The sequence below is a fragment of the Paraburkholderia sp. RHO2 genome (genome assembly GCF_050955445.1).
Lineage (GTDB): Bacteria > Actinomycetota > Actinomycetes > Mycobacteriales > Mycobacteriaceae > Prescottella > Prescottella agglutinans_A.
Window position 1 is genome coordinate 2,201,857 of the sequence record NZ_CP162617.1, and the last position, 25,168, is coordinate 2,227,024.

Annotated in this window: 30 protein-coding genes; 17 read left to right on the plus strand and 13 right to left on the minus strand. The window is 69.2% G+C overall.

Going from position 1 to position 25,168, the window contains the following annotated elements; all coding sequences use genetic code 11:
* On the plus strand, positions 1-486 hold the full coding sequence (locus tag ABTV10_RS10130) for a flavodoxin family protein (RefSeq protein WP_499034456.1): 486 nt from the start codon (positions 1-3) through the stop codon (positions 484-486).
* Here ABTV10_RS10130 and ABTV10_RS10135 read toward each other — a convergent pair whose 3' ends face one another.
* The 6 genes from ABTV10_RS10135 to ABTV10_RS10160 form a co-directional block, all read right to left on the minus strand.
* Positions 487-1,149, minus strand: a complete 663-nt coding sequence (locus tag ABTV10_RS10135) for a thioredoxin-like domain-containing protein (protein WP_499034458.1) — start codon at positions 1,147-1,149, stop codon at positions 487-489.
* A gap of 7 nt (positions 1,150-1,156) precedes the next feature.
* Positions 1,157-1,591, minus strand: coding sequence for an SRPBCC family protein (locus ABTV10_RS10140; RefSeq protein ID WP_127915886.1), 435 nt, complete (start codon positions 1,589-1,591; stop codon positions 1,157-1,159).
* Positions 1,592-1,678: 87 nt separating this feature from the next.
* On the minus strand, positions 1,679-2,155 hold the full coding sequence (locus tag ABTV10_RS10145; RefSeq protein WP_499034460.1) for a hypothetical protein: 477 nt from the start codon (positions 2,153-2,155) through the stop codon (positions 1,679-1,681).
* A 67-nt stretch (positions 2,156-2,222) separates the two neighbouring features.
* Positions 2,223-3,017 (minus strand): SDR family NAD(P)-dependent oxidoreductase, encoded by a 795-nt coding sequence (locus ABTV10_RS10150; RefSeq protein WP_499034461.1) that lies wholly within the window; start codon positions 3,015-3,017, stop codon positions 2,223-2,225.
* Between the two features lie 87 nt (positions 3,018-3,104).
* On the minus strand, positions 3,105-3,929 hold the full coding sequence (locus ABTV10_RS10155) for an aldo/keto reductase (protein ID WP_499034463.1): 825 nt from the start codon (positions 3,927-3,929) through the stop codon (positions 3,105-3,107).
* Positions 3,930-3,976: 47 nt separating this feature from the next.
* Positions 3,977-5,179, minus strand: a complete 1,203-nt coding sequence (locus ABTV10_RS10160; RefSeq protein WP_499034465.1) for an MFS transporter — start codon at positions 5,177-5,179, stop codon at positions 3,977-3,979.
* 165 nt (positions 5,180-5,344) lie between these two features.
* Between ABTV10_RS10160 and ABTV10_RS10165 the strand changes: the two genes are divergently transcribed.
* The 5 genes from ABTV10_RS10165 (at position 5,345) to ABTV10_RS10185 (ending at position 10,165) form a co-directional block, all read left to right on the plus strand.
* Positions 5,345-5,812: a MarR family winged helix-turn-helix transcriptional regulator gene (locus ABTV10_RS10165; RefSeq protein ID WP_499034467.1), complete on the plus strand. Its 468-nt coding sequence runs from the start codon at positions 5,345-5,347 to the stop codon at positions 5,810-5,812.
* 84 nt (positions 5,813-5,896) lie between these two features.
* On the plus strand, positions 5,897-6,649 hold the full coding sequence (thyX, locus tag ABTV10_RS10170) for an FAD-dependent thymidylate synthase (RefSeq protein ID WP_499034469.1): 753 nt from the start codon (positions 5,897-5,899) through the stop codon (positions 6,647-6,649).
* Between the two features lie 89 nt (positions 6,650-6,738).
* Complete coding sequence (dapA, locus tag ABTV10_RS10175; RefSeq protein WP_499034471.1) at positions 6,739-7,647, plus strand: 4-hydroxy-tetrahydrodipicolinate synthase; 909 nt, start codon at positions 6,739-6,741, stop codon at positions 7,645-7,647.
* Positions 7,644-9,548, plus strand: a complete 1,905-nt coding sequence (locus ABTV10_RS10180; RefSeq protein WP_499034473.1) for a ribonuclease J — start codon at positions 7,644-7,646, stop codon at positions 9,546-9,548. Before dapA ends, ABTV10_RS10180 begins: the two co-directional genes overlap by 4 nt.
* 47 nt (positions 9,549-9,595) lie before the next feature.
* A complete protein-coding gene (locus tag ABTV10_RS10185; protein ID WP_499034475.1) occupies positions 9,596-10,165 on the plus strand; it encodes a DnaJ family domain-containing protein in 570 nt (189 codons plus the stop codon).
* 3 nt (positions 10,166-10,168) lie between these two features.
* Here the strand turns inward: ABTV10_RS10185 and ABTV10_RS10190 are convergent, their stop codons facing one another.
* A complete protein-coding gene (locus ABTV10_RS10190; RefSeq protein ID WP_499034477.1) occupies positions 10,169-10,603 on the minus strand; it encodes a pyridoxamine 5'-phosphate oxidase family protein in 435 nt (144 codons plus the stop codon).
* A gap of 96 nt (positions 10,604-10,699) precedes the next feature.
* On the opposite strand from ABTV10_RS10190, the gene ABTV10_RS10195 reads away from it, so the two are divergent.
* The 3 genes from ABTV10_RS10195 (at position 10,700) to ABTV10_RS10205 (ending at position 15,425) form a co-directional block, all read left to right on the plus strand.
* On the plus strand, positions 10,700-11,323 hold the full coding sequence (locus ABTV10_RS10195; RefSeq protein WP_499034478.1) for a TIGR03085 family metal-binding protein: 624 nt from the start codon (positions 10,700-10,702) through the stop codon (positions 11,321-11,323).
* 97 nt (positions 11,324-11,420) lie between these two features.
* Positions 11,421-14,177 carry a DNA translocase FtsK gene (locus ABTV10_RS10200; protein ID WP_499034479.1) on the plus strand — a complete coding sequence of 919 codons (2,757 nt, stop codon included), beginning with the start codon at positions 11,421-11,423 and terminating at the stop codon, positions 14,175-14,177.
* 219 nt (positions 14,178-14,396) lie between these two features.
* Positions 14,397-15,425, plus strand: a complete 1,029-nt coding sequence (locus ABTV10_RS10205) for a TerC family protein (protein ID WP_499034482.1) — start codon at positions 14,397-14,399, stop codon at positions 15,423-15,425.
* A 70-nt stretch (positions 15,426-15,495) separates the two neighbouring features.
* On the opposite strand, the gene ABTV10_RS10210 is transcribed toward ABTV10_RS10205, so the two are convergent.
* Both ABTV10_RS10210 and ABTV10_RS10215 read right to left on the minus strand, forming a co-directional pair.
* Positions 15,496-15,780 (minus strand): YciI family protein, encoded by a 285-nt coding sequence (locus ABTV10_RS10210; RefSeq protein ID WP_499034484.1) that lies wholly within the window; start codon positions 15,778-15,780, stop codon positions 15,496-15,498.
* Positions 15,781-15,806: 26 nt separating this feature from the next.
* Entirely contained in the window at positions 15,807-16,295 is a 489-nt protein-coding gene (locus ABTV10_RS10215; RefSeq protein ID WP_433612286.1) for an amino-acid N-acetyltransferase, read from the minus strand.
* A gap of 168 nt (positions 16,296-16,463) precedes the next feature.
* On the opposite strand from ABTV10_RS10215, the gene pgsA reads away from it, so the two are divergent.
* The 5 genes from pgsA to pspM all read left to right on the plus strand — a co-directional run bounded on the left by pgsA (position 16,464) and on the right by pspM (position 19,940).
* Positions 16,464-17,099 (plus strand): CDP-diacylglycerol--glycerol-3-phosphate 3-phosphatidyltransferase, encoded by a 636-nt coding sequence (gene pgsA / locus ABTV10_RS10220; protein WP_499034485.1) that lies wholly within the window; start codon positions 16,464-16,466, stop codon positions 17,097-17,099.
* Complete coding sequence (locus tag ABTV10_RS10225) at positions 17,096-17,584, plus strand: CinA family protein (protein WP_499034488.1); 489 nt, start codon at positions 17,096-17,098, stop codon at positions 17,582-17,584. Before pgsA ends, ABTV10_RS10225 begins: the two co-directional genes overlap by 4 nt.
* Before the next feature lie 73 nt (positions 17,585-17,657).
* Positions 17,658-18,032 (plus strand): helix-turn-helix domain-containing protein, encoded by a 375-nt coding sequence (locus ABTV10_RS10230; RefSeq protein WP_433612292.1) that lies wholly within the window; start codon positions 17,658-17,660, stop codon positions 18,030-18,032.
* 183 nt (positions 18,033-18,215) lie between these two features.
* Positions 18,216-19,040, plus strand: coding sequence for a PspA/IM30 family protein (locus tag ABTV10_RS10235; protein WP_433612294.1), 825 nt, complete (start codon positions 18,216-18,218; stop codon positions 19,038-19,040).
* A 30-nt stretch (positions 19,041-19,070) separates the two neighbouring features.
* Positions 19,071-19,940 (plus strand): phage shock envelope stress response protein PspM, encoded by an 870-nt coding sequence (pspM, locus tag ABTV10_RS10240; protein WP_499034492.1) that lies wholly within the window; start codon positions 19,071-19,073, stop codon positions 19,938-19,940.
* 3 nt (positions 19,941-19,943) lie between these two features.
* Here the strand turns inward: pspM and ABTV10_RS10245 are convergent, their stop codons facing one another.
* The 3 genes from ABTV10_RS10245 to ABTV10_RS10255 are packed head-to-tail and all read right to left on the minus strand — an operon-like array spanning position 19,944 to position 21,850.
* Positions 19,944-20,549, minus strand: coding sequence for an energy-coupling factor transporter transmembrane component T family protein (locus ABTV10_RS10245; protein WP_499034494.1), 606 nt, complete (start codon positions 20,547-20,549; stop codon positions 19,944-19,946).
* Positions 20,546-21,226, minus strand: a complete 681-nt coding sequence (locus ABTV10_RS10250; RefSeq protein WP_433612298.1) for an energy-coupling factor ABC transporter ATP-binding protein — start codon at positions 21,224-21,226, stop codon at positions 20,546-20,548. The genes ABTV10_RS10245 and ABTV10_RS10250 overlap by 4 nt, the downstream gene beginning before the upstream one ends.
* A 12-nt stretch (positions 21,227-21,238) precedes the next feature.
* Positions 21,239-21,850, minus strand: a complete 612-nt coding sequence (locus ABTV10_RS10255; RefSeq protein ID WP_499034495.1) for a biotin transporter BioY — start codon at positions 21,848-21,850, stop codon at positions 21,239-21,241.
* 231 nt (positions 21,851-22,081) lie between these two features.
* On the opposite strand from ABTV10_RS10255, the gene ABTV10_RS10260 reads away from it, so the two are divergent.
* Positions 22,082-22,258: a hypothetical protein gene (locus ABTV10_RS10260; RefSeq protein WP_433612302.1), complete on the plus strand. Its 177-nt coding sequence runs from the start codon at positions 22,082-22,084 to the stop codon at positions 22,256-22,258.
* Here the strand turns inward: ABTV10_RS10260 and ABTV10_RS10265 are convergent, their stop codons facing one another.
* Positions 22,259-23,140 (minus strand): LysR family transcriptional regulator, encoded by an 882-nt coding sequence (locus ABTV10_RS10265; RefSeq protein WP_499034496.1) that lies wholly within the window; start codon positions 23,138-23,140, stop codon positions 22,259-22,261.
* Positions 23,141-23,226: 86 nt separating this feature from the next.
* Between ABTV10_RS10265 and ABTV10_RS10270 the strand changes: the two genes are divergently transcribed.
* Together ABTV10_RS10270 and ABTV10_RS10275 are read left to right on the plus strand one after the other, a co-directional pair.
* Complete coding sequence (locus tag ABTV10_RS10270) at positions 23,227-24,447, plus strand: MFS transporter (protein WP_499034497.1); 1,221 nt, start codon at positions 23,227-23,229, stop codon at positions 24,445-24,447.
* Between the two features lie 4 nt (positions 24,448-24,451).
* On the plus strand, positions 24,452-25,165 hold the full coding sequence (locus ABTV10_RS10275; protein ID WP_433612308.1) for a PIG-L deacetylase family protein: 714 nt from the start codon (positions 24,452-24,454) through the stop codon (positions 25,163-25,165).
* The last annotated feature ends 3 nt before the right edge of the window (positions 25,166-25,168 follow it).

The following is a 25,168-nucleotide window of genomic DNA, read 5'->3' on the forward strand; positions in this document are numbered from 1 at the left end:
ATGGCCGACGGGTCGACGGAGAGGGCGGAGAGGACGCTGCTGGTGGTGCACCACACGTCCTCCCCGGCGACCCGTGAGCTGCTCGAGGCGGTGCTCGCCGGAACGCGGGACCCCGAGATCACCGGTGTCACAGTGCGTTCGGTACCGGCCCTGCACGCGACCCCGGTCGACGTGCTCGGCGCCGACGGCTACCTGTTCGGGACCTCCGCCAACTTCGGGTACATGTCCGGGGCCCTCAAGCACTTCTTCGACACCGTCTACTACCCGTGCCTGGACACGGTCGCCGGCCGGCCGTATGGGCTGTGGGTGCACGGCAACAACGACACCGCCGGTGCGGTGAAGTCGGTCCAGAAGATCGCGGCGGGAATGGAACTCGTGCAGTCGGCGCAGGTCGTCGAGATCACCGGGCCGATCGACGCGGCCGTGCGCGAGAGCTGTTACGAACTCGGCGCCACAGTCGCCGTCACCGTCGCGGGCGACATCTGATCAATTCATCGGAACCGTGTCGGGCGCCCGGGGATCCGGTGGTCCGGCCTGGAACGGCGGCGGGTTCTTCACGTCGAACGCGGTGGGCAGCGTCGCGCACGTCGCGCCCGGCTCGGGAAAAGTGTTGCGGTTCAAGCGCAGTGCGTCGACGAAGTGGTCGATCCGCTCGTCCGACGTGTCGTCGACCACCAGTTGGTGGCCCCACGACTGCAGCGACACCGGAACCGACAGGCCGGGATACGGCGACAGCAACAGGTACGGCTGCCCCTCGACGCGGTCGACGAGCGCGTCCAGGGCCCGGCCGGACACGAGTTCCGGGTCGTACGTGATCCACACCGCGCCGTGCTCGAGCGAGTGCACGGCGTTCTCGCTGCGAATCGCCTTGTCGTAGACGGTCCCGGTGCACTGCGCCCACACCGCGTCGTGGGGCCCGCCGAACGGGGGAGTGCGGTCGTAGGCGACGCGCTGGTTGCCCTGCACGTGCCGTCCCACCGGGTACTCCACAACGGTGATGCCCTCGATCCCGAGCGACGGATCGGGTTCGGCGGTGGTCGGGGCGAACGGATCGGCGACCGCCGTGCCGTCGACGGTGTCGGCGCACCCGGCGGCCGCGAGCACAACCACCACCGCCGCCGCCCCGGCGGCCCGGACGCGGGTGCTCACCGGTGGGCTACTTGCCGTCGACGAACTTGGTCAGGCCCTTGCTGGCGGTATCGAGCGCCATGTTGCGTGCCTTCTTCAACATGAAGCCGGGCAGCGGGATCTTCGGGTCGACGGTCAGTTCGAACCTGACGAGGGTGCCGTCGCCCTTCGGGGTGAGGATGTACGACCCGTCCTGGCTGTTCTGCTGGGTGCTCTCGACCAGCGTCCACGACATCCGGTTGTCGCCGTCCCACGAGTAGTCGACCACCTGCTCGTCGTTGATTCCCATGATCGACACGGTCATTCGTACGCGGTTGGCGCGACCGTCCGGATGGGTGCTCTCGACGATGACCTTCTTGTGGGCGGACGACCATTCGGGCAGGCGGTCCACGGCTGCGATCGCCGCCATGACGTCGGCCGGTGCGGCCTTGACCTCGAACTCCTTCGCCCCGGAAACCGCCATGCTCTCCACTCCTCTTCCCCGTGACCGATGAGACGCAATTAGACCATCTCGGGGCCGGGGATGCCGGTAAGGGACGAGCGCGGCGGCTCAGGCGTCGTCGGGTCGACTGCGGCGCATCTGGTCGCGCAGGGCGCCCTGAACCGCTTGCGAGACCCACGAATTGAGCGACATCCCGTCCTGGACCGCCGCCTCCTCCGCGCGTGCCTTGATCTGGTCGACCAGGCGCAACGTCACCCGGCTGATGTCGCCGGTGACGTCCTCGAGGGTGCGGTACGGGTCGGTGGTGTCGCTCTGCTGTCTCGTGGCGTCGTCGGCCTCGCGTCGGCGCCGCGTCGCCTCGACGGCCACGTCGGTGCCGTCGAATCGGACGTGGAGGGTGCGATCGCCCAGTTCCTCGGATGCCTCGCGGGCCAGGTCGGACAGCGCGGACACCAGCATGAGCTGCGCCGAACGCTCGACCGCCCCGGCCAGGGCGTCGGCGATTCGCTGAGTGTCCGCGTCGCCGAGGGCCGCCGCCGCGGCCAGGTCGTCGCGCAGTCGAGCGGTGTACTCGGTGAGATCCATGACGCCATTGTGACGTCATGTTGGCGTCATGGCAAGGTCGCTTTGACGTCGTGGCGGTGTCGCGCGCTCAGGGGAGGATCGAGTCGACGTAGCCGCCGTCGACCCGCACCGCCCCGCCGGTGGTGGCCGAGGCGTAGGGCGAGGCGAGGTACACGACCAGGTTGGCGATCTCCTCGGGCTCGATGAGGCGCTGCAGCAGGGACTGGGGGCGGTAGCGGACCATGAACTGGTGCTGGGCTTCATCCCAGGGCAACTCGTCGCCGACCAGCTCGCGCACGAACTGTTCGACGCCGCCGGTGTGGGTGGGTCCGGCGATGACCGAGTTGACGGTGACGCCGCTGCCGGCCGCGTCCTTGGCGAACCCGCGGCTGACGGCGAGCAGCGAGGTCTTGGTCATGCCGTAGTGGATCATCTCGGCCGGGATGGCGATGGCCGAGTCGCTGGCGAGATTCAGGACCCGTCCCCAACCCCGTTCCTTCATGCCGGGCAGGTACGCGCGGATGAGCCGGACGGCGGAGAGGACGTTGACCTCGAAGTAGCGGCGCCACTCGTCGTCGTCGATCTCCAGCGGGGCAGCGGAGCCGAAGATGCCGAGATTGTTGACCAGGATGTCCACCGCGGGCACCGCGTCGAGGACGGCGGCGGTGCCCTGCGCGGACGCCAGATCGCCCACGGCGCCCGTGACGTCGTCACTGCCGGAATCGGCGCGCACGGTCCGGACGGCGGCCGCGACACGCTCCTCGCCGCGGCCGTTGACGACGACGTGTGCTCCTGCGCGGGCGAGCCCGGAGGCGATGGCGTGACCGATGCTCTGCGTGGATCCCGTGACCAGGGAGGTCCGGTCGGAGAGATCGATCTGCACGGGAGTCCTCCTCACGGGACCGAACTGCATTGGTGGTGCCGACCCCCGGAGTGCCCGTCGCCCGTCGACGGGCACTCCGGGGTGGGTTCAGTTGAGGGTGTCGGGATCCGGGCCGGTGCGCAGTCCGCGGTCGAGGCTCGCGAGGGCGGCCATGTCGGCGTCGGTGAGCTCGAATCCGAACACGTCCACGTTTTCTCGGATACGGACGGGGGTGACGGACTTGGGGATCACGATGTTGCCGGTCTGAATGTGCCAGCGTAGCACTACCTGCGCGGGGCTAACCCCGTGTGCTGCCGCAATTTTCGTGATCGCCTCGTCTCCGAGAACCGCGCCCTGCGCCAGGGGGCTCCACGCCTCGGTGGCGATGCCGTGCCGGGCGTGGAAGGCGCGCAGCTCGCCCTGCTGGAGGGCGGGGTGCAGCTCCACCTGGTTGACCGCCGGAGTGATGCCGGTGTGCTCCATGAGCTGCTCGAGGTGGGGGACCTGGAAGTTCGACACGCCGATGGCGCGCGCACGTCCATCGGAGAGGATCATCTCGAGTGCGCGGTACGTCTCCACGAACAGATTGCGGGCCGGGGTCGGCCAGTGGATGAGGTAGAGGTCGACGTAGTCGAGACCCAGCTTGTCGAGGGAGGCGTCGAACGCGGCCAGCGTTCGGTCGTATCCCTGGTCCTCGTTCCACAGCTTGGTCGTGACGAACAGCTCGTCACGGGGGAGGCCGGAGGCTGCGATCGCGCGGCCGACACCGCGTTCGTTGCCGTAGATCGCGGCCGTGTCGATGCTGCGATAGCCGGACTCCAAGGCGTTGGTGACCGCGGCGGTGGTCTCGTCGTCCGGGACCTGGAAAACGCCGAAGCCCAACTGCGGCATCACTACACCGTTGTCGAGTGTCACGTTCGGTACGGAAGTCATCGGGGGGTTCCTTTCGTGGGGATTGCGTCGAGGGAGAACGAGGTCGGTCAGACGCGGGCGGCCGTCGCGGCGGGGTCCGGGTCTGCCGGGACCACGGCGGTGCGCGTCGGCCGCAGTTCGAGTCGGTGTGAGAAGACCGCCAGCCCCAGGGCGGCGGCAGCCAGGACGGCACCGACGGCATTGGGTGCGGTGTAGCCGAGGCCGGCGGAGATCGCCAGGCCGCCGAGCCAGGCAGCCAGTGCGTTGCCGAGGTTGAAGGCGCCGATGTTGACGGCCGAGGCCAGCGTCGGTGCGCCGGGGGCGTGGTCCAGGACGCGCTTCTGCAGCGGCGGGACGGTGGCGAACCCGAGGGCGCCGATGAGGAAGACGGCCGCGACGGAGAAGACCTTGTCGGTGGCCAGGAACGTGAAGAGTCCCAGGACCAGCGCGAGGCCGCCCAGCGCGGTGTAGAGCATCGGCATGAGCGTGCGGTCCGCGAAGCGGCCGCCGACGAGGTTGCCGGCCACCATGCCCAGCCCGAAGACCACCATGAGCCAGGTGACGGAGGAATCCGCGAACCCGCTCACCTCGGTGACCATCGGTGCGATGTACGTGATCGCCGCGAACACGCCCCCGAAGCCGAGAACCGTCATGGCCATGGCCAGGACGACCTGGGTGTTCTTGAAGGCGGCGATCTCGTGCCGCAGCCGCACTCCCGCGGGCCCGGGTACGTCGGGCACGAACGTGGCGACACCGGCGAGACCGGCCACGCCGAGAGCGGCGACGATCAGGAAGGTCACGCGCCAGCCGGCGGTCTGGCCCACGAAGGTGCCCAGGGGGACACCCGCGACGTTGGCCACGGTCAGGCCGGTGAACATCATGGCGATGGCGCCGGCCGCTTTGTCCGGAGCGACCAGTTCGGCGGCGACGACGGAGCCGATGCCGAAGAAGGCGCCGTGGGCCAACGAGGCGACGACGCGGCCGATCAACACGATGGCGAAGACCGGTGCGATGGCGGTGACGAGGTTGCCGAGGATGAGCAGGCCCATGAGCAGCATGAGCATGTTCCTGCGAGAGATCCGGGTGCCGAGAACGGTCATGAGCGGCGCGCCGATCATGACGCCGAGGGCATAGCCGGTGACCAGGAAGCCGGCCGTCGGAACGGACACGCCGAGGTCGGCGCCCATGTGGGGGAGCAGGCCCATGACCACGAATTCCGTGGTGCCGATTCCGAAGGCTCCCATTGCCAGTGCCAGGAGTGCGAGCGGCATGAGGACGATCCTTTGTGCACAGTGAAGATGCGCGAGCGCGCTTTACGAGCGATGACAATAATTGCACACGCGGTCTAATCGCAAGCGCGGGTATAGTGAGGTGCGCAATAGCCGGCCACCCGTCGGCGTGCCACCGTCCGCACGACCCGACCGAGGGAGCCGACCATGACCGCTACCGACCCGGCGATGACCGCACTGGCACACGGTTGGTCGGCGCTCTCGTTGCTCCACGGGCGCATCGAGAGTCGGGTCGAACGCGCACTGCAGGCGGCGCACCGGTTGAGTGCGCGTGAGTACTCACTGCTGGACGTGCTGAGCCGCCAGCACGACGGTGAGGGCGGGCATCTGCAGATGCGGCAAGTTGCCGACGCCGTCGTCCTGAGTCAGAGCGCCACCACGCGGCTGGTGACTCGACTGGAGGATCGCGGGCTGCTCTCGCGTTACCTGTGCCCGACCGACCGGCGTGGCATCTACACCGATGTCACGGACGACGGTCGACGCCTGTTGGAGGAGGCGCGTCCCACGCATAACACCGCCCTGCGTGAGGCCCTCGACGAGGCGGCTGCCGAGCCCGCACTGGCGCCGCTCGTGCACGCCGTCGAGCAACTGCAGGGCGGACCCGCGCCGGCTTGACGAGCTGTGGTGCCCCAGTGACCACCGGCGCGTGGCGCTAGGGTCGGTCGAGGTGAATCGACGACCATCCGGGGAGGGTGTGCGGTGCGGAATGCAGTGTCCCTGAAGGTGCAGCTCGTCGCGCGGACGGAGTTCGTCCCGCCCGTCGACGTCCCGTGGGCGACCGACGCCGACGGCGGCGAGGCGCTCGCGGAGTTCGCCGGCCGGGCCTGCTACCAGAGCTGGTCCAAGCCGAACCCACGCACCGCGACCAACGCCGGCTACCTGCGCCATCTCCTCGAGGTCGGGCACCTCTCGGTCCTCGAACACGGCAGTGTCAGCTTCTACATCACCGGCATCTCGCGCTCGTGCACACACGAGCTGATCCGGCACCGCCACTTCTCGTACTCGCAGCTGTCCCAGCGGTTCGTGCGCGAGAACGACAGCAACGTCGTGGTCCCGCCCGCGATCGCCGGCGACCCGCATCTCGAGGCGCTGTTCACGAAGGCCACCGAAGCCAGCCGGGACGCCTACGCCGAACTGCTGGCGGCGCTGGAGGAGAAGCTCGCCGACGTGCCGGGCGGCCCGATCCGCAACAAGCAAGCGCGCCAGGCCGCTCGCTCGGTGCTGCCCAACGCCACCGAGACCCGCGTCGTGGTCACCGGCAACTACCGCGCGTGGCGCCACTTCGTCGAGATGCGGGCCACCGAGCACGCCGACGTCGAGATCCGTCAGGTCGCCATCGAATGCCTGCGACAGCTGCAACACGCCGCGCCGAACGTGTTCGGAGACTTCGAAATCGTCAGGCTGCCGGACGGTTCGGAGGTCGCGACGAGCGAGTTCGGCACGGCCGGTTGAGCGAGGTCGGCGGCTGCTCGCAGCGCGCCGATCCCGTGGGGGTGCCGTCGTGTTCAGGTCTGCAGCGCTGACCGGGTAGCCTTCTGACCATGACCTACGGTGATTCAGCTGCATCCGTCGAGCGTCCGTTCGGCACCGTCCTCACTGCGATGGTGACCCCGTTCTCCAAGGACGGAAAGCTGGACGTAGATGCCGGCGTGCGGCTGGCCACCCACCTCGTCGACAACGGTTGTGACGGACTGGTGCTGGCCGGCACCACGGGCGAATCGCCCACCACCACCGAGAACGAGAAGCTCGAACTGCTGCGTGCCGTCGTCGAGGCCGTCGGCGACCGCGCCCGGATCGTCGCCGGCGCCGGCAGCAACGACACCGCGCACAGCGTCGAACTCGCGCGTGACGCGGCCCGCGCCGGCGCGCACGGCCTGCTGGTCGTCACGCCGTACTACTCGCGTCCGCCGCAGGCCGGTCTGTACGCGCACTTCACCGCCGTCGCCGACGCCACCGACCTGCCGGTGATGCTCTACGACATTCCGCCGCGCTCCGTGGTCCCGATCGAGACCGAGACGATCCGTCGTCTCGCCGAGCATCCCCGGATTCTCGCGGTCAAGGACGCCAAGGGTGACCTCAACGCGGGTGCCGAGTTGATCGGCACCACCGACCTCGACTTCTTCTCCGGTGACGACCCGCTGAACCTGCCCTGGCTGTCGGTCGGCGCGATCGGTTTCGTCAGCGTCATCGGCCACCTGGTGCCGCAGCGTCTGCGCGCACTGCACACCGCCTTCATGGAGGGCGACCTCGCGAAGGCCCGCGAGATCAACCTGAGCCTCGTGCCGGTCAACCGTTCGGTGGCGCGTCTCGGCGGCGTCAGCGCGTCCAAGGCCGGACTGCGGCTCATGGGCCTCGACGTGGGCGAGCCGCGACTGCCTCAGGTCGCCCCCACCACCGAGCAGCTCGACATCCTGGCGGCGGACCTGCACGCCGCGGGGGTGCTGGCATGACCCGTCCCGCACGTCGCCGCAGCGCCTCACGTCAGGCCGGCCCGCCGATGACCGAGGCCGAGCGGACCGAGCGCGCCGAATCGGCCGCACCCGCGGCCGCGGCCGAGAGCGGCAAGTCCGCTGCGGCACAGCGGGAATCGGCCCCCAAGACCGGCACCAGGAGGTCGCAGTCGCGCCGCTCCGGGCGGTCGAAGCCGTCCGCGCCCGTCGCGGTCGATCCGACCGATCGACTCGGCCTCCCGCCCAAGGCGCCCGCGAAGGGTCTGCGGGTGGTCGCGCTCGGCGGCATCGGCGAGATCGGCCGCAACATGACGGTCTTCGAGCACCAGGGCAAGCTGCTCATCGTCGACTGCGGCGTCCTCTTCCCCGAGGACCAGCAGCCCGGCGTCGACCTGATCCTCCCGGACTTCCGGCACATCGAGGACCGGATGGACGACGTCGAGGCGATCATCCTCACGCACGGCCACGAGGACCACATCGGTGCCGTGCCGTTCCTGCTGCGCCTGCGCCCCGACATCCCCGTCGTCGGCGCCAAGTTCACGCTCGCGCTCGTCGCCGCCAAGTGCCGTGAGCACCGCCAGCGCCCCAACCTCGTCGAGGTCGTCGAGGGCGACAAGACGAGCCACGGCCCGTTCGAGTGCGAGTACTTCGCGGTCAACCACTCGATCCCCGACGCGATCGCCGTCGCGATCCGCACCTCGGCCGGCCTGGTGCTGCACACCGGCGACATCAAGCTCGACCAGCTGCCCCTCGACGGCCGGCTCACCGATCTCGCCGGATTCTCCCGGCTCGGCGACGAGGGCGTCGACCTGTTCCTCGTCGACTCCACCAACGCCGAGGTCCCCGGCTTCGTCACCCCCGAACGCGAGATCGGCGGTGTCCTCGACAACGTCATCGGCAAGGCCACCCAGCGGGTGATCGTCGCGTCGTTCGCGAGCCACGTGCACCGCATCCAGCAGGTCGTCGACGTCGCGGTGCGCTACAACCGCCGCGTCGCGTTCGTCGGCCGCTCGATGGTCCGCAACATGCAGATCGCGCAGGACCTCGGCTACCTGTCGGTGCCGGACGGTCTGGTCGTCGACATCGACACCGCCGCGAACCTGCCCGACGACAAGCTCGTGCTCGTGTCCACCGGTTCGCAGGGCGAGCCGCTGTCAGCGCTGTCGCGGATGGCGCGCGGCGAGCACCGCCAGATCAACATCCGCGCCAACGACCTCGTCGTGCTCGCGTCGTCGCTGATCCCCGGCAACGAGAACTCGGTGTTCGCGGTCGTCAACGGGCTCGCCAAGCGCGGTGCCACCGTCGTCACGCAGCAGAATGCCAAGGTCCACGTCTCCGGACACGCGTCGGCCGGCGAGCTGCTCTACCTGTACAACGCGGTGCGGCCCACCAACGCGATGCCGGTGCACGGCGAGTGGCGGCACCTGCGCGCCAACGCCGCGCTGGCCAAGGCCACCGGTGTGCCGGAGGACCGGATCGTGCTCGCCGAGGACGGCGTCGTGGTCGACATGGTCGACGGGCTCGCGGAGATCGTCGGACGGGTCCCCGTCGGACACGTGTACGTCGACGGCAACTCGGTCGGCGACGTCGGCGACTCGACGCTGTCGGACCGCTTGATCCTCGGCGAGGGCGGCTTCATCTCGATCTCGCTGGCCGTGGACTCCGCGACCGGCCGCGCCGTCAGCACCCCCGAGGTGTCGGGGCGCGGCTTCTCCGACGACCCGGCCGCGCTCAAGGAGGCGGCGACGCTCGTCGAATCGGAGCTCGTGCGGCTCGCGGGCGAGGGCATCACCGACACTCACCGGATCGCGCAGGCCGTACGCCGGGTCGTGGGACGCTGGGTGGCGGAGAAGTACCGCCGCCGGCCGATGATCGTGCCGACCGTCATCGGGGTGCCGTAACCCGAACCGCGGCGGTCGCATACGACGGGTGAGGAGGTTGTCCCGTCATGACCGAGCGCAAGCCGCTGCGCGCCACGTTCGAGTCGTGGGTCGAAACCCAGATCCGCGGCGCATACGAACGTGGCGAGTTCGAGAACCTCGCCGGCGCGGGTAAACCCATCCCCGCCGGTGGGGGAGACGACTGGTGGGTACGTGGCTATCTCGAACGCGAAGGCCTGTCGGCGGACGACCTGCTGCCCGAGCCGCTGCGGCTGCGCAAGGACATCGAACGTCTCCCCGTGACCGTGCGCACCGCCCGCACCGAGCGTGAGGTCCGCGACGAGGTGGCGCGGATCAACCGCAGGATCGCGCTGTGGCTGCGCAATCCGTCCGGTCCACAGGTGCCGATCCGCCGGGTCGACGCCGACGAGGTCGTCGAACGGTGGCGAACCGACCGCGCGTCGGCGCCGGTCGTGGACATCCGCAGCATCGAGGAGGAACAGCTCAGGGCCCGGCGGGCGCTCGCCAGCGCCGCGCTCGCCGCAGCCGGGTACGCCGAGATTCGGCGGGGTGACGTGCGTTTCGGGCGCCGTCGCCGGTTCGCCTGGCCGTTCCGGACGCGGCGCTCGACGGCGTGACCGTCAGGACTCCAGCTTTCCGTAGTCGACCGTGAACCACCGCTCCGGCAGCATCCGGATCAGGACGGCCTTGTCGTTGAACGACTCGCCGATGAACGCCTCGGCCTCGGCGTCGGGCAGGTAGCGGTGCACCAGCGGCCGTACGTCGTCGGCGGTGACATCGTCCTGGAATGTCGCCGGACCCTCGACGCTGACGTGGCGGTACGGCGGCGCCTCCTGCTGGGCGCACAGGCTGAACCGGCCGCTCGCGCGGATCAGCCGTTCCTTGACTGTCCCACGCTCGGTCCACACCATGACCTCGCCGCCGGGGGAGTAGGTGTACCAGACCGGGACTGCGAGCGGGGCTCGGTCGCCGTCGCGTTCGGCGGCGATCACGCCGACGTGCAGGGCGGCGAGAAACTCCTCGCGTTCGCTCTGGGACATCGTGATCTTCGACATGCGGCGCTCCTCTCGCGCGTGCGGTGTCGCTTCCCAGGGTAGAAGTCCGGACCGACAAGTTCGCCCGTTCGAGTCCAGCTCCGGTTACGGTGTGGTGTGCCTTACGCCCGTGACGAACGCCACGCCCTGGTGGACACCATGCGCGCCACCGGCCCGGACGCGCCCACGCTGTGCGGCGACTGGACCGCCCGCGACCTCGCCGCGCACCTGGTGCTGCGCGAGCGGCGACTCGACGCCTCACCCGGGATCCTGATCCCGGCCCTGGCCGGCCACACCGAGCGCGTCCAGCGGGGTGTTGCGCGCAAGGACTGGAACGCCCTGCTCGAGGACGTGCGATCCGGCCCGCCGATATGGTCTCCCTTCCGCCTGATGGACGAGCAGGCGAACCTCGCGGAGATGTTCGTCCACCACGAGGACGTGCGGCGGGCCCAGCCCGACTGGACGGTGCGCACGCTGCCGGCCGGCATGCAGGACAAGCTCTGGACCACCGCATCGGGGATCGGGCGGCGCACCTATCGCAAGTCCCCGGTGACGGTGGTGCTCGAGCGCCCCGACGGCAAGCACGCCACGGTGCACAAGGCGGGGGCGGCCACGGTCACGCTGCGCGGCGAACCGGGTGAGCTGCTCATGCATGCGTTCGGGCGCGACGAGGTCCGCGTGGAGTTCGACGGAACCGCGGAGAACGTGGCGGCGGTCACCGCCCTCGACCGCAGCCTGTGACCCCTGCGCCGGTCGGGACCGATATTCAGCCCGGTGAACGAGTGGGACGTGTGTTGCGGATGGTCCGGATGGTGCCGTAGCGACTAACCTGGCCTGTATGGCAGGGAAGACGAGCGCCCGCGGATCGAGTTCGACAGCATCCACGTCGCGGACCCGTGCGCGTTCGACCTCTGCTGGGAAGGGCTCCGCCACATCGGGAACCCGGTCCTCGGGCCGTGCCGCGTCGGCGTCGAGCACACGCAAGTCGGCGGGTCAGCGCAAGCCCGCGGCGTCCAGGGCGTCGTCGACCCGGAAACCGGCCGCACGCGGCGGCGCCGGCGGGCGTCGCCCGGCCGCCAAGTCCTCGCGCGGCACCGGCAGTGCTTTGGCCTCGGTCGGCCGCGGCATCGGCGCCGGCTGGTCGATGGTCGCCAAGGGCGTCGGCGCGACCACGCGGACGATGGGCAAGGCCGCGGACATCGAACACGGCCATCGACGCGACGGCATCGCCCTCGGGCTCATCGCGGTCAGCGTCGTCATCGCCGGAGGCATGTGGTTCTCCGCGGGCGGCCCGGTAGGGGAGTGGATCGAGGCGGCGGTGCGTGCGGTCGTCGGTGCCGTCGCGGCCGTGTTGCCGATCCTGGGCGTCGCGATCGCGGTCGTGCTGATGCGGACCGAACCCAAGCCCGAGATCCGTCCCCGCCTGATTCTCGGCTCTCTGCTCGTAGGCCTGCCCGCGGTCGGTCTGTGGCACATCGCGTCCGGTTCGCCGGCCACGTCGAACGGGTGGCCCTCGGGTGCTGGTGTGGTCGGATTCGTCGTCGCCGGTCCGCTCACCGACGGCGTCACGGAATGGCTGTCGGTTCCGCTGCTGCTCATGGCCATGTTCTTCGGCATCCTGCTGCTCACCGGGACCACGGTGCGCGAGGTGCCGGACCGGTTGCGGTCCTGGTTCGGCACCTCGTACGACGATGACTACGCGTACGACCACGCCGACGACCCCGATTTCCACGACGACCCCGACCACGGGGCAGACGACTACGACCCCAGCCTGTTCGACGCCGACGGCTACCCGGTCGACGGTGCCGCCCCGGCCCGGCCGGCGCGGCGCACACCGCGCAGTCGGCGCGGCACCCCGGAGCAGAACTACCCGACCGACGAGGTCCACGCCGACACGGCCACCGAGGTCCTCGGCCTGTGGGATCCGGGCGATCCCGACCACGCCCCGGCACCGGCGGAGCCTGACCCCGCGCCGGAACCCGAACCGGCGCCCGCGCCGCCCGCCCGACCCAAGCCGCGCGCGCGCGTCGCGCCGAAGCCCGCGCCGGAACCGGCGCCGCCCGCGGAGGAGGACGCCTTCGTCCCCGACCGGGTGATCGAGGGCGACTACGCGCTGCCGCCGATGTCGTTGCTGGTCGAGGGCGACCCACCCAAAACAGGCAGCTCGGCCAACGACGCCATGATCGAGGCGATCAGCGAGGTCCTCGAGCAGTTCAAGATCGACGCCGCGGTCACCGGGTACACCCGCGGTCCGACGGTGACCCGGTACGAGGTGGAACTCGGCCCCGGCGTCAAGGTCGAGAAGATCACCGCGCTCGCCCGCAACATCGCGTATGCGGTGGCGACCGACAATGTCCGGTTGCTCGCGCCGATTCCCGGCAAGTCCGCCGTCGGTATCGAGGTGCCCAACTCCGACCGGGAGATGGTCCGCCTGTCGGACGTCCTCGTGGCGCCGTCCACGCGCAAGGACCACCACCCGCTGGTGATCGGCCTCGGCAAGGACATCGAGGGCGACTTCGTCAGCGCCAACCTGGCGAAGATGCCGCACCTGCTGGTCGCCGGTTCCACCGGTTCCGGTAAGTCGAGCTTCGTCAACTCGATGCTCGTGTCGCTGCTCACCCGCGCCACCCCGGACGAGGTCCGGATGATCCTCATCGACCCCAAGATGGTCGAGCTCACGCCGTACGAGGGCATCCCGCACCTGATCACCCCGATCATCACGCAGCCCAAGAAGGCCGCCGCGGCGCTCGCCTGGCTCGTCGAGGAGATGGAGCAGCGCTACCAGGACATGCAGGCCAGCCGGGTCCGGCACATCGACGACTTCAACGCGAAGGTCAAGTCCGGCGACATCACCGCACCGCTCGGCAGCGAACGCGTCTACCGGCCCTACCCGTACATCCTTGCGATCGTCGACGAGCTCGCCGACCTGATGATGACGGCGCCGAGGGACGTCGAGGAGGCGATCGTCCGGATCACGCAGAAGGCGCGTGCCGCGGGCATCCACCTGGTGCTCGCGACGCAGCGACCGTCGGTCGACGTCGTCACGGGCCTGATCAAGACCAACGTGCCGTCGCGTCTGGCATTCGCGACGTCGTCGCTCACCGATTCCCGGGTCATCCTCGACCAGCCGGGCGCGGAGAAACTCATCGGCATGGGTGACGGGCTCTTCCTGCCTATGGGCGCCGGCAAACCGATCCGCATGCAGGGTGCCTTCATCACCGACGAAGAGATCGCGGCCGTCGTCGACTTCACCAAGAACCAGGCCGAGCCGGAGTACACCGAAGGCGTCACGACGGCCAAGGCCGGGGAGAAGAAGGACGTCGATCCCGATATCGGCGACGACATGGACGTGTTCCTGCAGGCGGTGGAGCTGGTGGTCTCGAGCCAGTTCGGTTCGACATCGATGCTCCAGCGCAAACTGCGGGTCGGGTTCGCGAAGGCGGGTCGCCTGATGGACCTGATGGAGACGCGCGAGATCGTCGGGCCCAGCGAAGGGTCGAAGGCGCGGGAGGTACTGGTCAAGCCCGACGAACTCGACGGTCTGCTGTGGTCGATCCGGGGCGGCGATCCGAACGCGGCCGAGAGCGCGGACTGACGTACCGCGCCCCGCCTGTTTGGGGGGACCGGGGCTTCCTGTGGTTGAATAGGAAGCACTTTTGGAGGGGAGTATCCCCGATCCTGCGACAGACTCGTCAACACGAGGGGCACCGTTGCCGCTCCGGTTCTGTCGGCTGATCCGCCACGGCGCCTTCGCCGTCGGATCGGTGGGAGAGACCTCCGGTGGTGAAACGTACCTACCGGAGGTCTATCGCTGATGCACGTATCCCCCCTTGTCTGGATCATCACCTGCCTGGTGATTCTCGGACTCTTCGTCTTCGACTTCTTCGCGCACGTGCGCACCCCGCACGCCCCGACCTTCCGGGAATCGGCGTTCTGGTCGGCGGTCTACATCGGGCTGGCGATCGCCTTCGGTCTCTTCGTCATGGCGGTGTGGGGAACCACGTTCGGCGGTGAATACTTCGCCGGCTTCGTCACCGAGAAGGCGCTGTCGGTCGACAACCTGTTCGTCTTCGTGATCATCATGTCGACGTTCTCGGTGCCCCGTGAGTACCAGCAGAAGGTGCTGCTGATCGGCATCGTGCTGGCGCTCGTGATGCGTGGTGCCTTCATCGCGGTCGGTGCCGCGGCGATCAACACCTACAGCTGGGTGTTCTACCTGTTCGGCGCGTTCCTCATCTACACCGCGGCCAAGCTGATCAAGGACGCCGGTCACGGGCCGGAGGCCGAGCAGGACCGCGAGAACAAACTGGTCCGGACGCTCAAGCGGTTCCTGCCGACCACCGAGGAATACGACGGCGACAAGCTGATCACCAAGGTCGACGGCAAGCGGATGGTCACCCCGCTGCTGCTCGCGCTGGTCGTCATCGGGTTCACCGACGTGCTGTTCGCGCTCGACTCGATTCCCGCCATCTACGGCCTCACGCAGGAGCCGTACCTGGTGTTCACCGCCAACGCGTTCGCGCTCATGGGCCTGCGGCAGCTGTTCTTCCTCATCGGCGGGCTACTCGAGCGCCTGGTCTACCTCTCGTACGGCCTGTCGATCATCCTGGCGTTCATCGGCGTGAAGCTGGTGCTGCACGCGCTGCACGAGAACACGCTGCCGTTCATCAACGGTGGTGAGCATGTCGCGGTGCCCGAGATCTCGACCGTGATGTCGCTGAGCGTGATCGTGGGCGTCCTCGTGGTGACCGCGGTCGCGAGCCTGATCAAGACCCGCAACGGTCCCGTCGAGAAGGGCGCCGGCGAGGCTGCCGACGACGCGGCCGTCGCGCAGAAGAAGTAGGCGAGAAACAGCGGAACCCGCGGTATCGACGACGTGACGTCGGTGCCGCGGGTTCCTTCGCTCTCCCGGGTTACTTGACGAAGACCCCGAAGACCGGGATCCACTCGCGAACGGTGCGCTGCTCCACGAGGTCGCGCTTCGCGAAGGGATCTTGATCGAACAGGTCCTGCACGTCGACGGCGGTGTCCGCCTCGACCATCATCAGCGCACCGCTGCCGTCGGCGAACGGGCCGGACGAGTGCACGATGCCGCGGCGGACCAGATCGGCGAGCCAGGCGCGGTGGTCGGTCCGGTGGTCGTCGCGCAGCGCGGACTTCTCGGGAGCGTAGGTGTACTGGACGGCGAACAGCGGCATGATTCCTCGATCCCGGGGTCTGGTCGTCAGAGCGTCAGCAGCATACGGGTATTACCCAGCGTATTCGGCTTGACGTAGCTCAGGTCGAGGAACTCGGCGACGCCGGTGTCGTAGGAGCGGCACATCTCGGCGTACACCTCCGCGGTGACGGGGGTGCCCTCGATCTCGGCGAAACCGTGCTTGGCGAAGAAGTCCACCTCGAAGGTGAGGACGAACAGCCGCTCGAGTTCCAGCTCCCGGGCCACCTCGATCAGCTTCGCGACCACCAGGTGGCCGGCGCCGCGTCCCTTGACCGACGGATCGACCGCGACGGTGCGGACCTCGCCGAGATCGGACCACAACACATGCATGGCGCCGCAGCCGACGACGGCGCCCGCCTGCTCCACGACCCAGAATTCCTGGACGGCCTCGTACAGCGTGACCAGATTCTTCTCGAGCAGGATCTTTCCGGCATAAATGTCGATGAGTCGCTTGATTTCCGGTACGTCCGAGGTGCGCGCGCGTCGCACCTTCATCCCTTCAGCCTCGTTCCTTCCAGCTGTCGGAGTCCCAGATGTCATGTGGTGCACAGTAGTCATAGCCGCAACCGATATTGTGAGCAGTGTGCCGCCCCGATCCATCGCCCCACGCCACGTCCCGTTCGTCTCGGGTGTGCCTGGGTGTCCCGTCGGATCGGTTCGGTCATGAGCACGCCGCGGCGCGACGCGACCGCCGCTCCTGACGCCCTCGCGGCCGACGGCGTCGCCCCGCACAAGCCGGTTCCGCTGGTCAACATCGCCAACATCCTCACGGTGCTGCGGATCGTGCTGGTGCCGGTGTTCCTCGTCGCGCTGTTCGCCGACGGCGGCCACTCGACGGGGTGGCGGATCGCCGCCGCGTCGATCTTCGCGGTGGCGGCGGTGACCGATCGCATCGACGGGCAGTTGGCGCGCAAGCACGGCCTCGTCACCGACTTCGGGAAGATGGCCGACCCTATCGCAGACAAGGCGCTGATCGGGGCCGCGCTGGTGGGGCTGTCGATGCTCGGGGACCTGTCGTGGTGGGTGACCGGCATCATCGCGGCCCGGGAACTGGGCATCACGTTGATGCGGTTCGCGGTGCTTCGCCACGGGGTGATTCCCGCAGGTCGCGGGGGCAAGCTCAAGACGCTGGTCCAGTCGGTGGCGATCGGGCTGTACCTGGTCCCGCTCCCGGACGGTTTCGCGCCGTTCAGCGCCGCGCTGATGGGTCTCGCGGTCGTCCTCACGGTCGCGACGGGCCTCGATTACGTCGTCCAGGCGGTCCGACTCCGGGCCGGGGTGAGGCGCGCGGGCGCATGATGGACCCGTTGACGGCTGCGGCGCCCGCCCGTGACGTCATCGAAGCGTTGATCCGTCGCGGCGAGACGATCGCGACCGCGGAATCCCTCACGGCCGGTCTGCTCGCGGCGACCCTGGCCGGTGTGCCCGGCGCGAGCGCCGTGTTACGCGGTGGGCTGATCGTCTATGCGACCGACCTCAAAGGCACCCTCGCCGACGTCGACGCCGACGTGCTGGCCGAGGACGGGCCAGTGGCGCCCCGGACCGCGGCCCAGCTCGCGGAGGGTGCGGCGCGACGGTGCGTCGCCGACTGGGGTGTCGGACTGACCGGTGTGGCGGGACCGGATTCTCAGGACGGGCACCCTCCCGGGACCGTGTTCCTGGGAATTGCCGGACCCGACGGCACCCAGGTCACGGCCCTGGAAATGCGCGGTGACCGGTGGGAAATCCGACTCGGCAGCGTTCAGGCGGCGGTGTCGAGTTTGCTCGAACGCGTGGCGCGATAGGGTTTCGGGAACCAAGAACATGCACTCGTGCGTTTGTCATCACGAGTGGGGTTTCGGATGAAGGAGGAGCGAGATGGCGCTGCTATTGCGTGAGGCAATCGGTGACAGTCTTCGGCGCACACGCGTTTCGCAGAGCCGAACCCTGCGTGAAGTGTCGAACAGTGCACGGGTGAGTCTCGGCTACCTGTCCGAGATCGAACGCGGACGCAAGGAAGCGTCGAGCGAATTGTTGGCGGCTATCTGCGACGCGCTCGACGTCCCGCTGTCCGACGTGCTGGTCGACGTGAGCGAGACGCTGGCCGTCGGCGCGGTGCCGGCCGTCGCGTCGCGGGGTGCCGCGGAACGTGAGAACGTCGGTGCCGATGCCCGGAAGGTGAGCGGACGCATCGCGCAGGACACTCGGGTCGTCATTCCGGCACCCACCGCGCGGGCGCTGGCTGCCGCGTAAGCGGTGTCGGCGACCCGCGGAAACCGATAGATTCGAAAGAAACGATCATGGGTACACCGAACACGCCGATCGGCGATTCCGTGATCGGGCGAGCAGGTACGGGTAGAACCCGATTTCGGTGCGTGACGGTCGCGCATCGGGTCGCGCAACGCGCGGCGCAGCAGATGGAGGCAGGATCAACCCATGGCTAATCCTTTCGTCAAGGGATGGAAGTACCTGATGGCGCTCTTCAATTCCAAGATTGATGAGAAGGCCGACCCCAAGGTTCAGATTCAGCAGGCGATCGAGGACGCTCAGCGTCAGCACCAGGCCCTGTCCCAGCAGGCTGCGTCGGTCATCGGCAACCAGCGTCAGCTCGAGATGAAGCTCAGCCGCCAGCTCGACGAGGTCGAGAAGCTCAACGCCAACGCGCGTCAGGCTGTCACGCTCGCCGACCAGGCCGCGGCCGCCGGTGACAACGAGAAGGCGATCCAGTACACCAATGCGGCGGAGGCGTTCGCGGCGCAGCTGGTGACGGCCGAGCAGTCGGTCGAGGACCTCAAGGTGCTGCACGATCAGGCGCTGCAGGCCGCGGCGCAGGCCAAGAAGGCCGTCGAGCAGAACGCGATGACGCTGCAGTCGAAGGTCGCCGAGCGCACCAAGCTGCTGAGCCAGCTCGAGCAGGCGAAGATGCAGGAGCGGGTCTCCGACTCGCTGCGCTCGATGGACCAGACCCTCGCGGCACCGGGCAACACGCCCAGCCTCGACGCGGTGCGCGAGAAGATCGAGCAGCGCTACGCCAACGCGCTCGGCGCCGCGGAACTCGCCCAGAATTCCGTTCAGGGTCGCATGATGGAGGTTCAGCAGGCGAGCGTGCAGATGGCGGGCCACAGCCGGCTCGAGCAGATCCGCGCCTCCATGAAGGGCGAGGCCCTGCCGTCCGGTAACAGCGCCACCGCCCCGGCCAAGCCGGCCGCGGCCGTGGAGCCGCCGGCGACGTCGTCCAACGGCGAGACCGCCGCGCAGTAGCGAACCTCGCGGCGACACGAAAACGGTTCGATGAGCAACAAGAGAGGCGGCCGATCCGGGAAGCAGTCCCGGTCGGCCGCCTCTGTCTTCGGTGAGGGCTCCGGCTTCGCCTCGAGCGCGGCCGCCGCGATGGACAGTGCGCAGAGCGTGTTGCGTGAGGTGGGTGGGACTGTCGCGGACTCGATGCGGCGCTGGTCCGACCCGCGTGAACGGATGCTGCGCAAGCGTCGACGGGCCCGCAAGCGGGCCACCCGGTTCGGGGTCGCGTCCGGGGCGAGCGTCGTGGGCGCCGCGTCCCTCGCCGCCGCGTCGGCCCCCGACTGGACGATGGTCGCGACCGGAGGTGCTGCGGCCCTGTTCGCCGTCCCGGCCGTGGTCGCGTTCGGTACCTACCGCCAGCTGACGGCCACCCCGCTGCCGCCTCCGGCGGTGTCACGGCAGCCGCTGCCGCCGGTCGGCTCGGCGGCGCGCGCGCCGATGGACCGGCTGGCGAGCGCCGAGAGCAGCCTGCAGCAGCTGCTGGGGGTGCTGAGCAGGTCGGAGGTCGTCGACGTCGAGGAACTCGATCACACCGGCGAGACCGCCCGAGCCGCGTCCGCGGCCCTGCGGTCCGTCGCCGCCGACGTCGTCGCGATGGAGAGTGCCGGACGGGGAACGGCCGCCGCCGCGACCCACCTCGAACGTTCGATCCGCTCGGCGGTCGGCCAGTTGGACGTCGGAGTCGCGCAGTACGAGGGTCTCGTCACGGCAGCGGCGAAGATGACGGCGCCGGCACAGTCGTCGTCGTACTCGCTGCTGGGGCGGCAGCGCGAGGAGCTGCTGTCGGCGTCCGACCGGCTCGAGGGCTGGGCCGAGGCGCTCGGCGAGGTCGACGAGATCGAACGCCGCTTCCGGCGCTGACGCTCAGTCGTCGACTCCGCGGGCGGCGAGCGCGTCGCCCATCGCCTCGGCGGTCATCAGTGCCGACACCACCACCGGGACCGCCAGTGCGCGCAGCGAGAACCCGAGACCGCGGGCCTTACGAGCATCGGACACCTGCTGCACGATGCCGGTCAGGAGCGGGATGCAGCGCAGCGTCATCGCGAGCACGAGACCCGCGCGGTCGGGGTTCACGCCCACGTGCCGCAGCGGTCGCAGCGCGCGGCTGATCGTGTCGAGCATGTCGGTCACCCGCGTGGTGAGCGTGACGAGCGCCGCGAGTGCGACGGCGAGCAGGATGGTGCCGCACACCACCACCGCCCGCGCCCACCCGGTGAAGATGACCTGGAACACCGCAATCAGCAGCAGTGCCCACAGCAGCGGCCGCAGCTGTGTCAGCGCGACCCGGGCGGGGATCCGGGCGACCGCATAGCACGCGGCGACCGCGCCGACGGCGGGGACGAGCTGCCACGGGTGACGCACCAGGATCGTCACCGCCAGGATGGCGATCACCATCCCGATCAGTTTCGGTCCAGGGGACATCCGGTGCAGCAGCGAACTGCCGGGGGTGTAGAGGCCGAGCGTCGTCATCCGATCAGCTCGCGATAGTGCGCTATCGCGTCCGCCGGGGCGCCGTCGGCGGCGACTCGGCCGCCGTCGATCACGATCACGCGGTCGAAGTCGTCGAGCAGATCCAGGTGGTGCGTCACGACGACGAGCTGCTGCGGCAGCGCCGCCAGCGTCGAACGCATCAACCGCGCATTGCGCAGGTCCAGGAGCGTGGTGGGCTCGTCGGCGACGATGACGTCGGGCTCGGTGACCATGACCGCGGCGAGCGCCAGCAGTTGCTTCTGGCCGCCCGAGAGCAGGTGGGTGGGGTGGTCCGCGTGTCCGGACAATCCGAAGTCGGCGAGCACCTGCGCGACCCGGTCGGCGCGCTCGCTCTTGCTCAGCGAGCTGCGACGCAGCGAGAAGGCGATGTCCTCCGACACGGTGGGCATGACGATCTGGTGATCGGGGTCGGTGAAGACGAACCCGACCTTCCGCCGCACCTGGCGACCCTTGCGGGCGGCGTCGACTCCGTCGACGGTCACGGCGCCGGACGTGGGGGTGACGAGACCGTTGATCATCCGCGCCAGCGTCGACTTGCCGCTGCCGTTGGCGCCGATGATACCGACGCGTGCCTCGGTGAGCGCGAGGTCGATGCCGTCCAGCACCGTGCGGTCACCGTAGGAATGGTGGACGGCCTCGAAACGGATCTCGCTCATCGTTCAGAGTGACTATGCGGCGTCGGCCCGGATCGGGACCGTCGGTACGCGGGAGGCAGCGAGAGCCGGATACGCGCGGTGCACCTGGGCGGCGACGCCGGCGGCGACGACAGCCTTGATGACGTCACCGGGCAGGAAGGTGAGGTTGGCCGCGAACGCGGCCGACACTGTCATGTCGGTCTTGAGCAGCATGCCGGCGATCCCGAACACGTACAGCACCACGATGCCGCCGAGCACGTTGACAGCGATGCCCGCGAAAACGTTGTACTTGGGCAGCATGCGGTAGCTGAGCCAGCCGATGACCGCGACGGCCGGCACCCAGCCGATGAGGAAGCCGGCGGTCGGGCTGGACAGGGACACCAGCGACGTGCGTCCGCCAGCCAGGACCGGCAGAGCGAGGCCGAGGACGATCACGGTGAGGACCGCCAGGGTGCCCTTGCGCGGCCCGAGGAGCGCACCGGCGAGCATGACGCCGAGGGTCTGCAGCGTGATCGGGACGGCGGAGCCGCCGATGTTGATCGTGCCGGGAAGCCCCAAGGCGACGATGAGGGCGGCGAAGACAGCGATCTGTGCAAGATCACGAGCGGTGTTGCGGGGAGTGCCCGTGGGGGATGTCGGCGGCACGACTATCGACTTCTCCTCGTGTGTTCGCGAACTGGACGGATCGGTCCAACCTGCCGAGCTTATGTCAACCGCCCCGCAGAGACGTATCCCAGGCCGGTCCGGGGTCGTCAGGGTGAACCCCTATCTTTCCCTGATCTTGCCGCTGAGCTGGTGATTTCCGGGTCCCCACATGCCACCATCGAGATGCCGCGATCGTAGGATCGACGGTGAGGACCAAGCAGGAGGCACATCGTGTTCTGGAAGATTGTCGGCATCGTGGCGCTGATCTGGATCGCGTTCGCGCTGATCGGGGCCGTGGTGAAGGGGCTGTTCTGGATCCTGGCGGTGAGCGCGATCGTCTTCGGCATCTACATGCTGTTCAAGTCGATGTCGGGCAGTTCCGACGCCGCCGACAAGCCCCGGATGTAGCTAGCTGTCGCTGAGGTGCCGGTCGACGAGGTCGGCGAACGCGCGCCCCGGTGGCGTCACCAGCGTCGGCTTGCTGATCATGTGCACCGTGCGGATGGGTGCGTCGGCGATGCGGAGCGGGTGCAGTTCCGGACGGGCGACGGCGTCGGATTCGGGCAGGAAACCGACGCCGACGCCTGCGGCGGCGAGTGCGGCGACGAGCGTCGCCGATCCAGCCCGGGCGACGACCGTCCGGGGGAGTCCGGCCATCGCGAACGCGTCGTCGCTCTGACGCCGGGCGCCGGTCCCCTCGGGGAAGTCCACGGTGGGCACCTCCGCGAGATCGCGCAGCGTCACGGTGGCGCGACCGGCCCACGTGTGGCCGCGTCCGACGACGGCGACGAGTTGCTCGGTCCCCAGCACGCGGGCCGTCAGATCGGCCCCGGGGCGGGTGTGCCACAGACCGATGAACCCGAGGTCGAGGTCCCCGTTCTCGACCTGTTCGACGATCGATTCGCTCATCGACGACACGACGTGGACGTCCACGCCGGGGTAAGTGTCGAGGAAGGTCCGGATCAGTGCGGCCAGGTCGATCTGGGTGAGGGTGGTGATGGTGCCGATCCGGAGGGTGCCGGTGACGGTCCGTCCGCTGGCCGACACCTCGCCGCGCAGCCGGTCGGTGGCGGCGAGGACCTCTCGGGCGTGGAGGACGAACGACTCACCGGCGTCGGTGAGCTCGACGCGGCGGTTGGTGCGGGTGAACAGTGGAGTGCCGAGTTCGTGCTCGAGCTGCCGGACCTGGTGGCTGAGCGCCGACTGGGCGACGTGCAGGCGGGCGGCGGCCCGCGTGAAGTGCCGCTCCTCGGCCACGGCGAGCGCGTAGCGCAGTTGCCTCAGTTCCATCGCGTCCTCCGGTCATCTCCGATCGCGATCAATACGATCTGTTCCAGATGTTAGACAGATGATTAGTGGGGATAAAGAATTCCCGGGTGAGCGTCACCGAAACCCGCATCCCCGCCCGCTCGGCCCTGTCGCCCGGGCTGATCCTCGTCATGGCCGTCGCAACGGGCCTGTGTGTGGGCGGCAACTACTTCAACCAGCCCCTCCTGGACTCGATCGCCACCGCGCTCGGGGTGGACCAGTCGACCGCCGCGATGACGGTGACGCTGTCGCAGGTGTTCTACGGCCTCGGACTGCTGTTCCTCGTTCCGCTCGGTGACCTCGTCGACCGGCGGGTCCTCAGCGTCGGGCTGATGGTGCTCGCGGCGGTCGGACAGGGTGTGTGCGGTGTCGCGCCGTCGATCGGGTGGCTCATGGTCGGCACGGCGATGGCCGGGCTGTTCTCGGTCGCCGCGCAGGTGCTGGTCCCGTTCGCGGCTGCCCTCGCCGAACCGGGCCGGGCGGCGACGGCCGTCGGCACGGTGATGAGTGGACTCATGGTCGGGATCCTGCTGGCCCGCAGTGTCGCCGGCCTGCTCACCCCGTTCGGCGGGTGGCAGACCGTGTATCGCCTGAACGCGATCGCGATGATCGTCATCGCGGTCGTCCTCTGGCGCGCCCTGCCGAGTTCCCGCGACCGGCACGGCCTCGGTTACGGCGCGATCCTCGCCTCGATGGGGACGCTGCTGCGCGATCAGCCCCGGCTGCGCACCGCGACGGCGATGAGCGCGCTCAGTTTCGCGGCCGCCAGCACCGTCTTCGCCGCCATGGCGTTCCTGCTCGCGGGCGAACCGTTCAACCTCGACGACGTCGCGATCGGCCTCGTCGGACTCGCGGGTGTCGCCGGGGCCGTCATGGCAAACGTCGCGGGACGCCTCGCCGACCGGGGGCTGGCGCGGGCAACAGCCGGCGTCGGGGCGCTCGTGCTGCTGGCGTCCTGGTTGCTGTTCGGGCTCGGCGCGAGCAGCCTGATCGCGTTCGTGCTCGCGGTCCTCGTCTCCGACGTCGCGCTCAAATGTGTGCACGTGAGCAACCAGGGCGTCATCTATGCGCTTGCGCCGCAGGCCCGTTCGCGAGTCACCGCGGTGTACATGACCGGCTACTTCGTCGGTGGCGCCGCCGGATCGGCACTCGGTTCGCTGGTGTGGGCCACACACGGCTGGGCCGGCGTGTGCTGGACGGGCGCGGCCCTGTCGCTCGCGGTGCTGATCGTGTGGTGGCTCGATATCCGTGTTTCGGCGCGCGCGACCGCCGCCGCGGGGGCATGCTGACCTCATGGAGCCGATTCCCGAGGACTGGCAGCGTGGGTTGGTGATCGTCGCCCACCCGGACGACATCGAGTACGGCGCCGCCGCCGCGGTGGCGCGGTGGACCGACCAGGGTAAGGACATCCGGTACGTCCTGGTGACCAGCGGCGAGGCGGGGATCGCGGGCCTGCACCCCAGAGAATGCGGTCCGCTGCGCGAGGACGAGGAACGGCGCTCGGCCGCGATCGTCGGCGTGACGAAGGTCGAGTTCCTCGGCTATCCCGACGGTCGAATCGAGTACGGACCCCAGCTGCGTAGGGATCTCGCGCGGGTGATCCGTCAGCATCACCCCGAAATGGTCGTCACGGCGAACCACCGCGAGACGTGGGGTCCCGGCTTCCTCAACAGTGCCGATCACCGGGCAGTCGGCCTCGCGGTCCTCGATGCCGTGGCCGACGCCGCGAACGAGTGGATCTTCCCCGAGCTCACCGAACCGCCGTGGGCGGGGGTGCGGTGGGCTGCGGTCAACGTGATGGTCGGGAGCACGCACGCCGTCGACGTCACCGCGACTGTCGAACGGGCGGTTGCGTCGCTGTGCGAGCACCGCGCCTATCTCGAGGCGCTCAGCGACGAGCCCGTCCTGGACCAGGCGGCCCGGCAGATCGAGATGTCCACCGGGCCCAAGCCTGGATTCGACGCCGAGCGCGCGGTCGCCTTCGAGCTGTACGTCTACGGCGGCTGACCG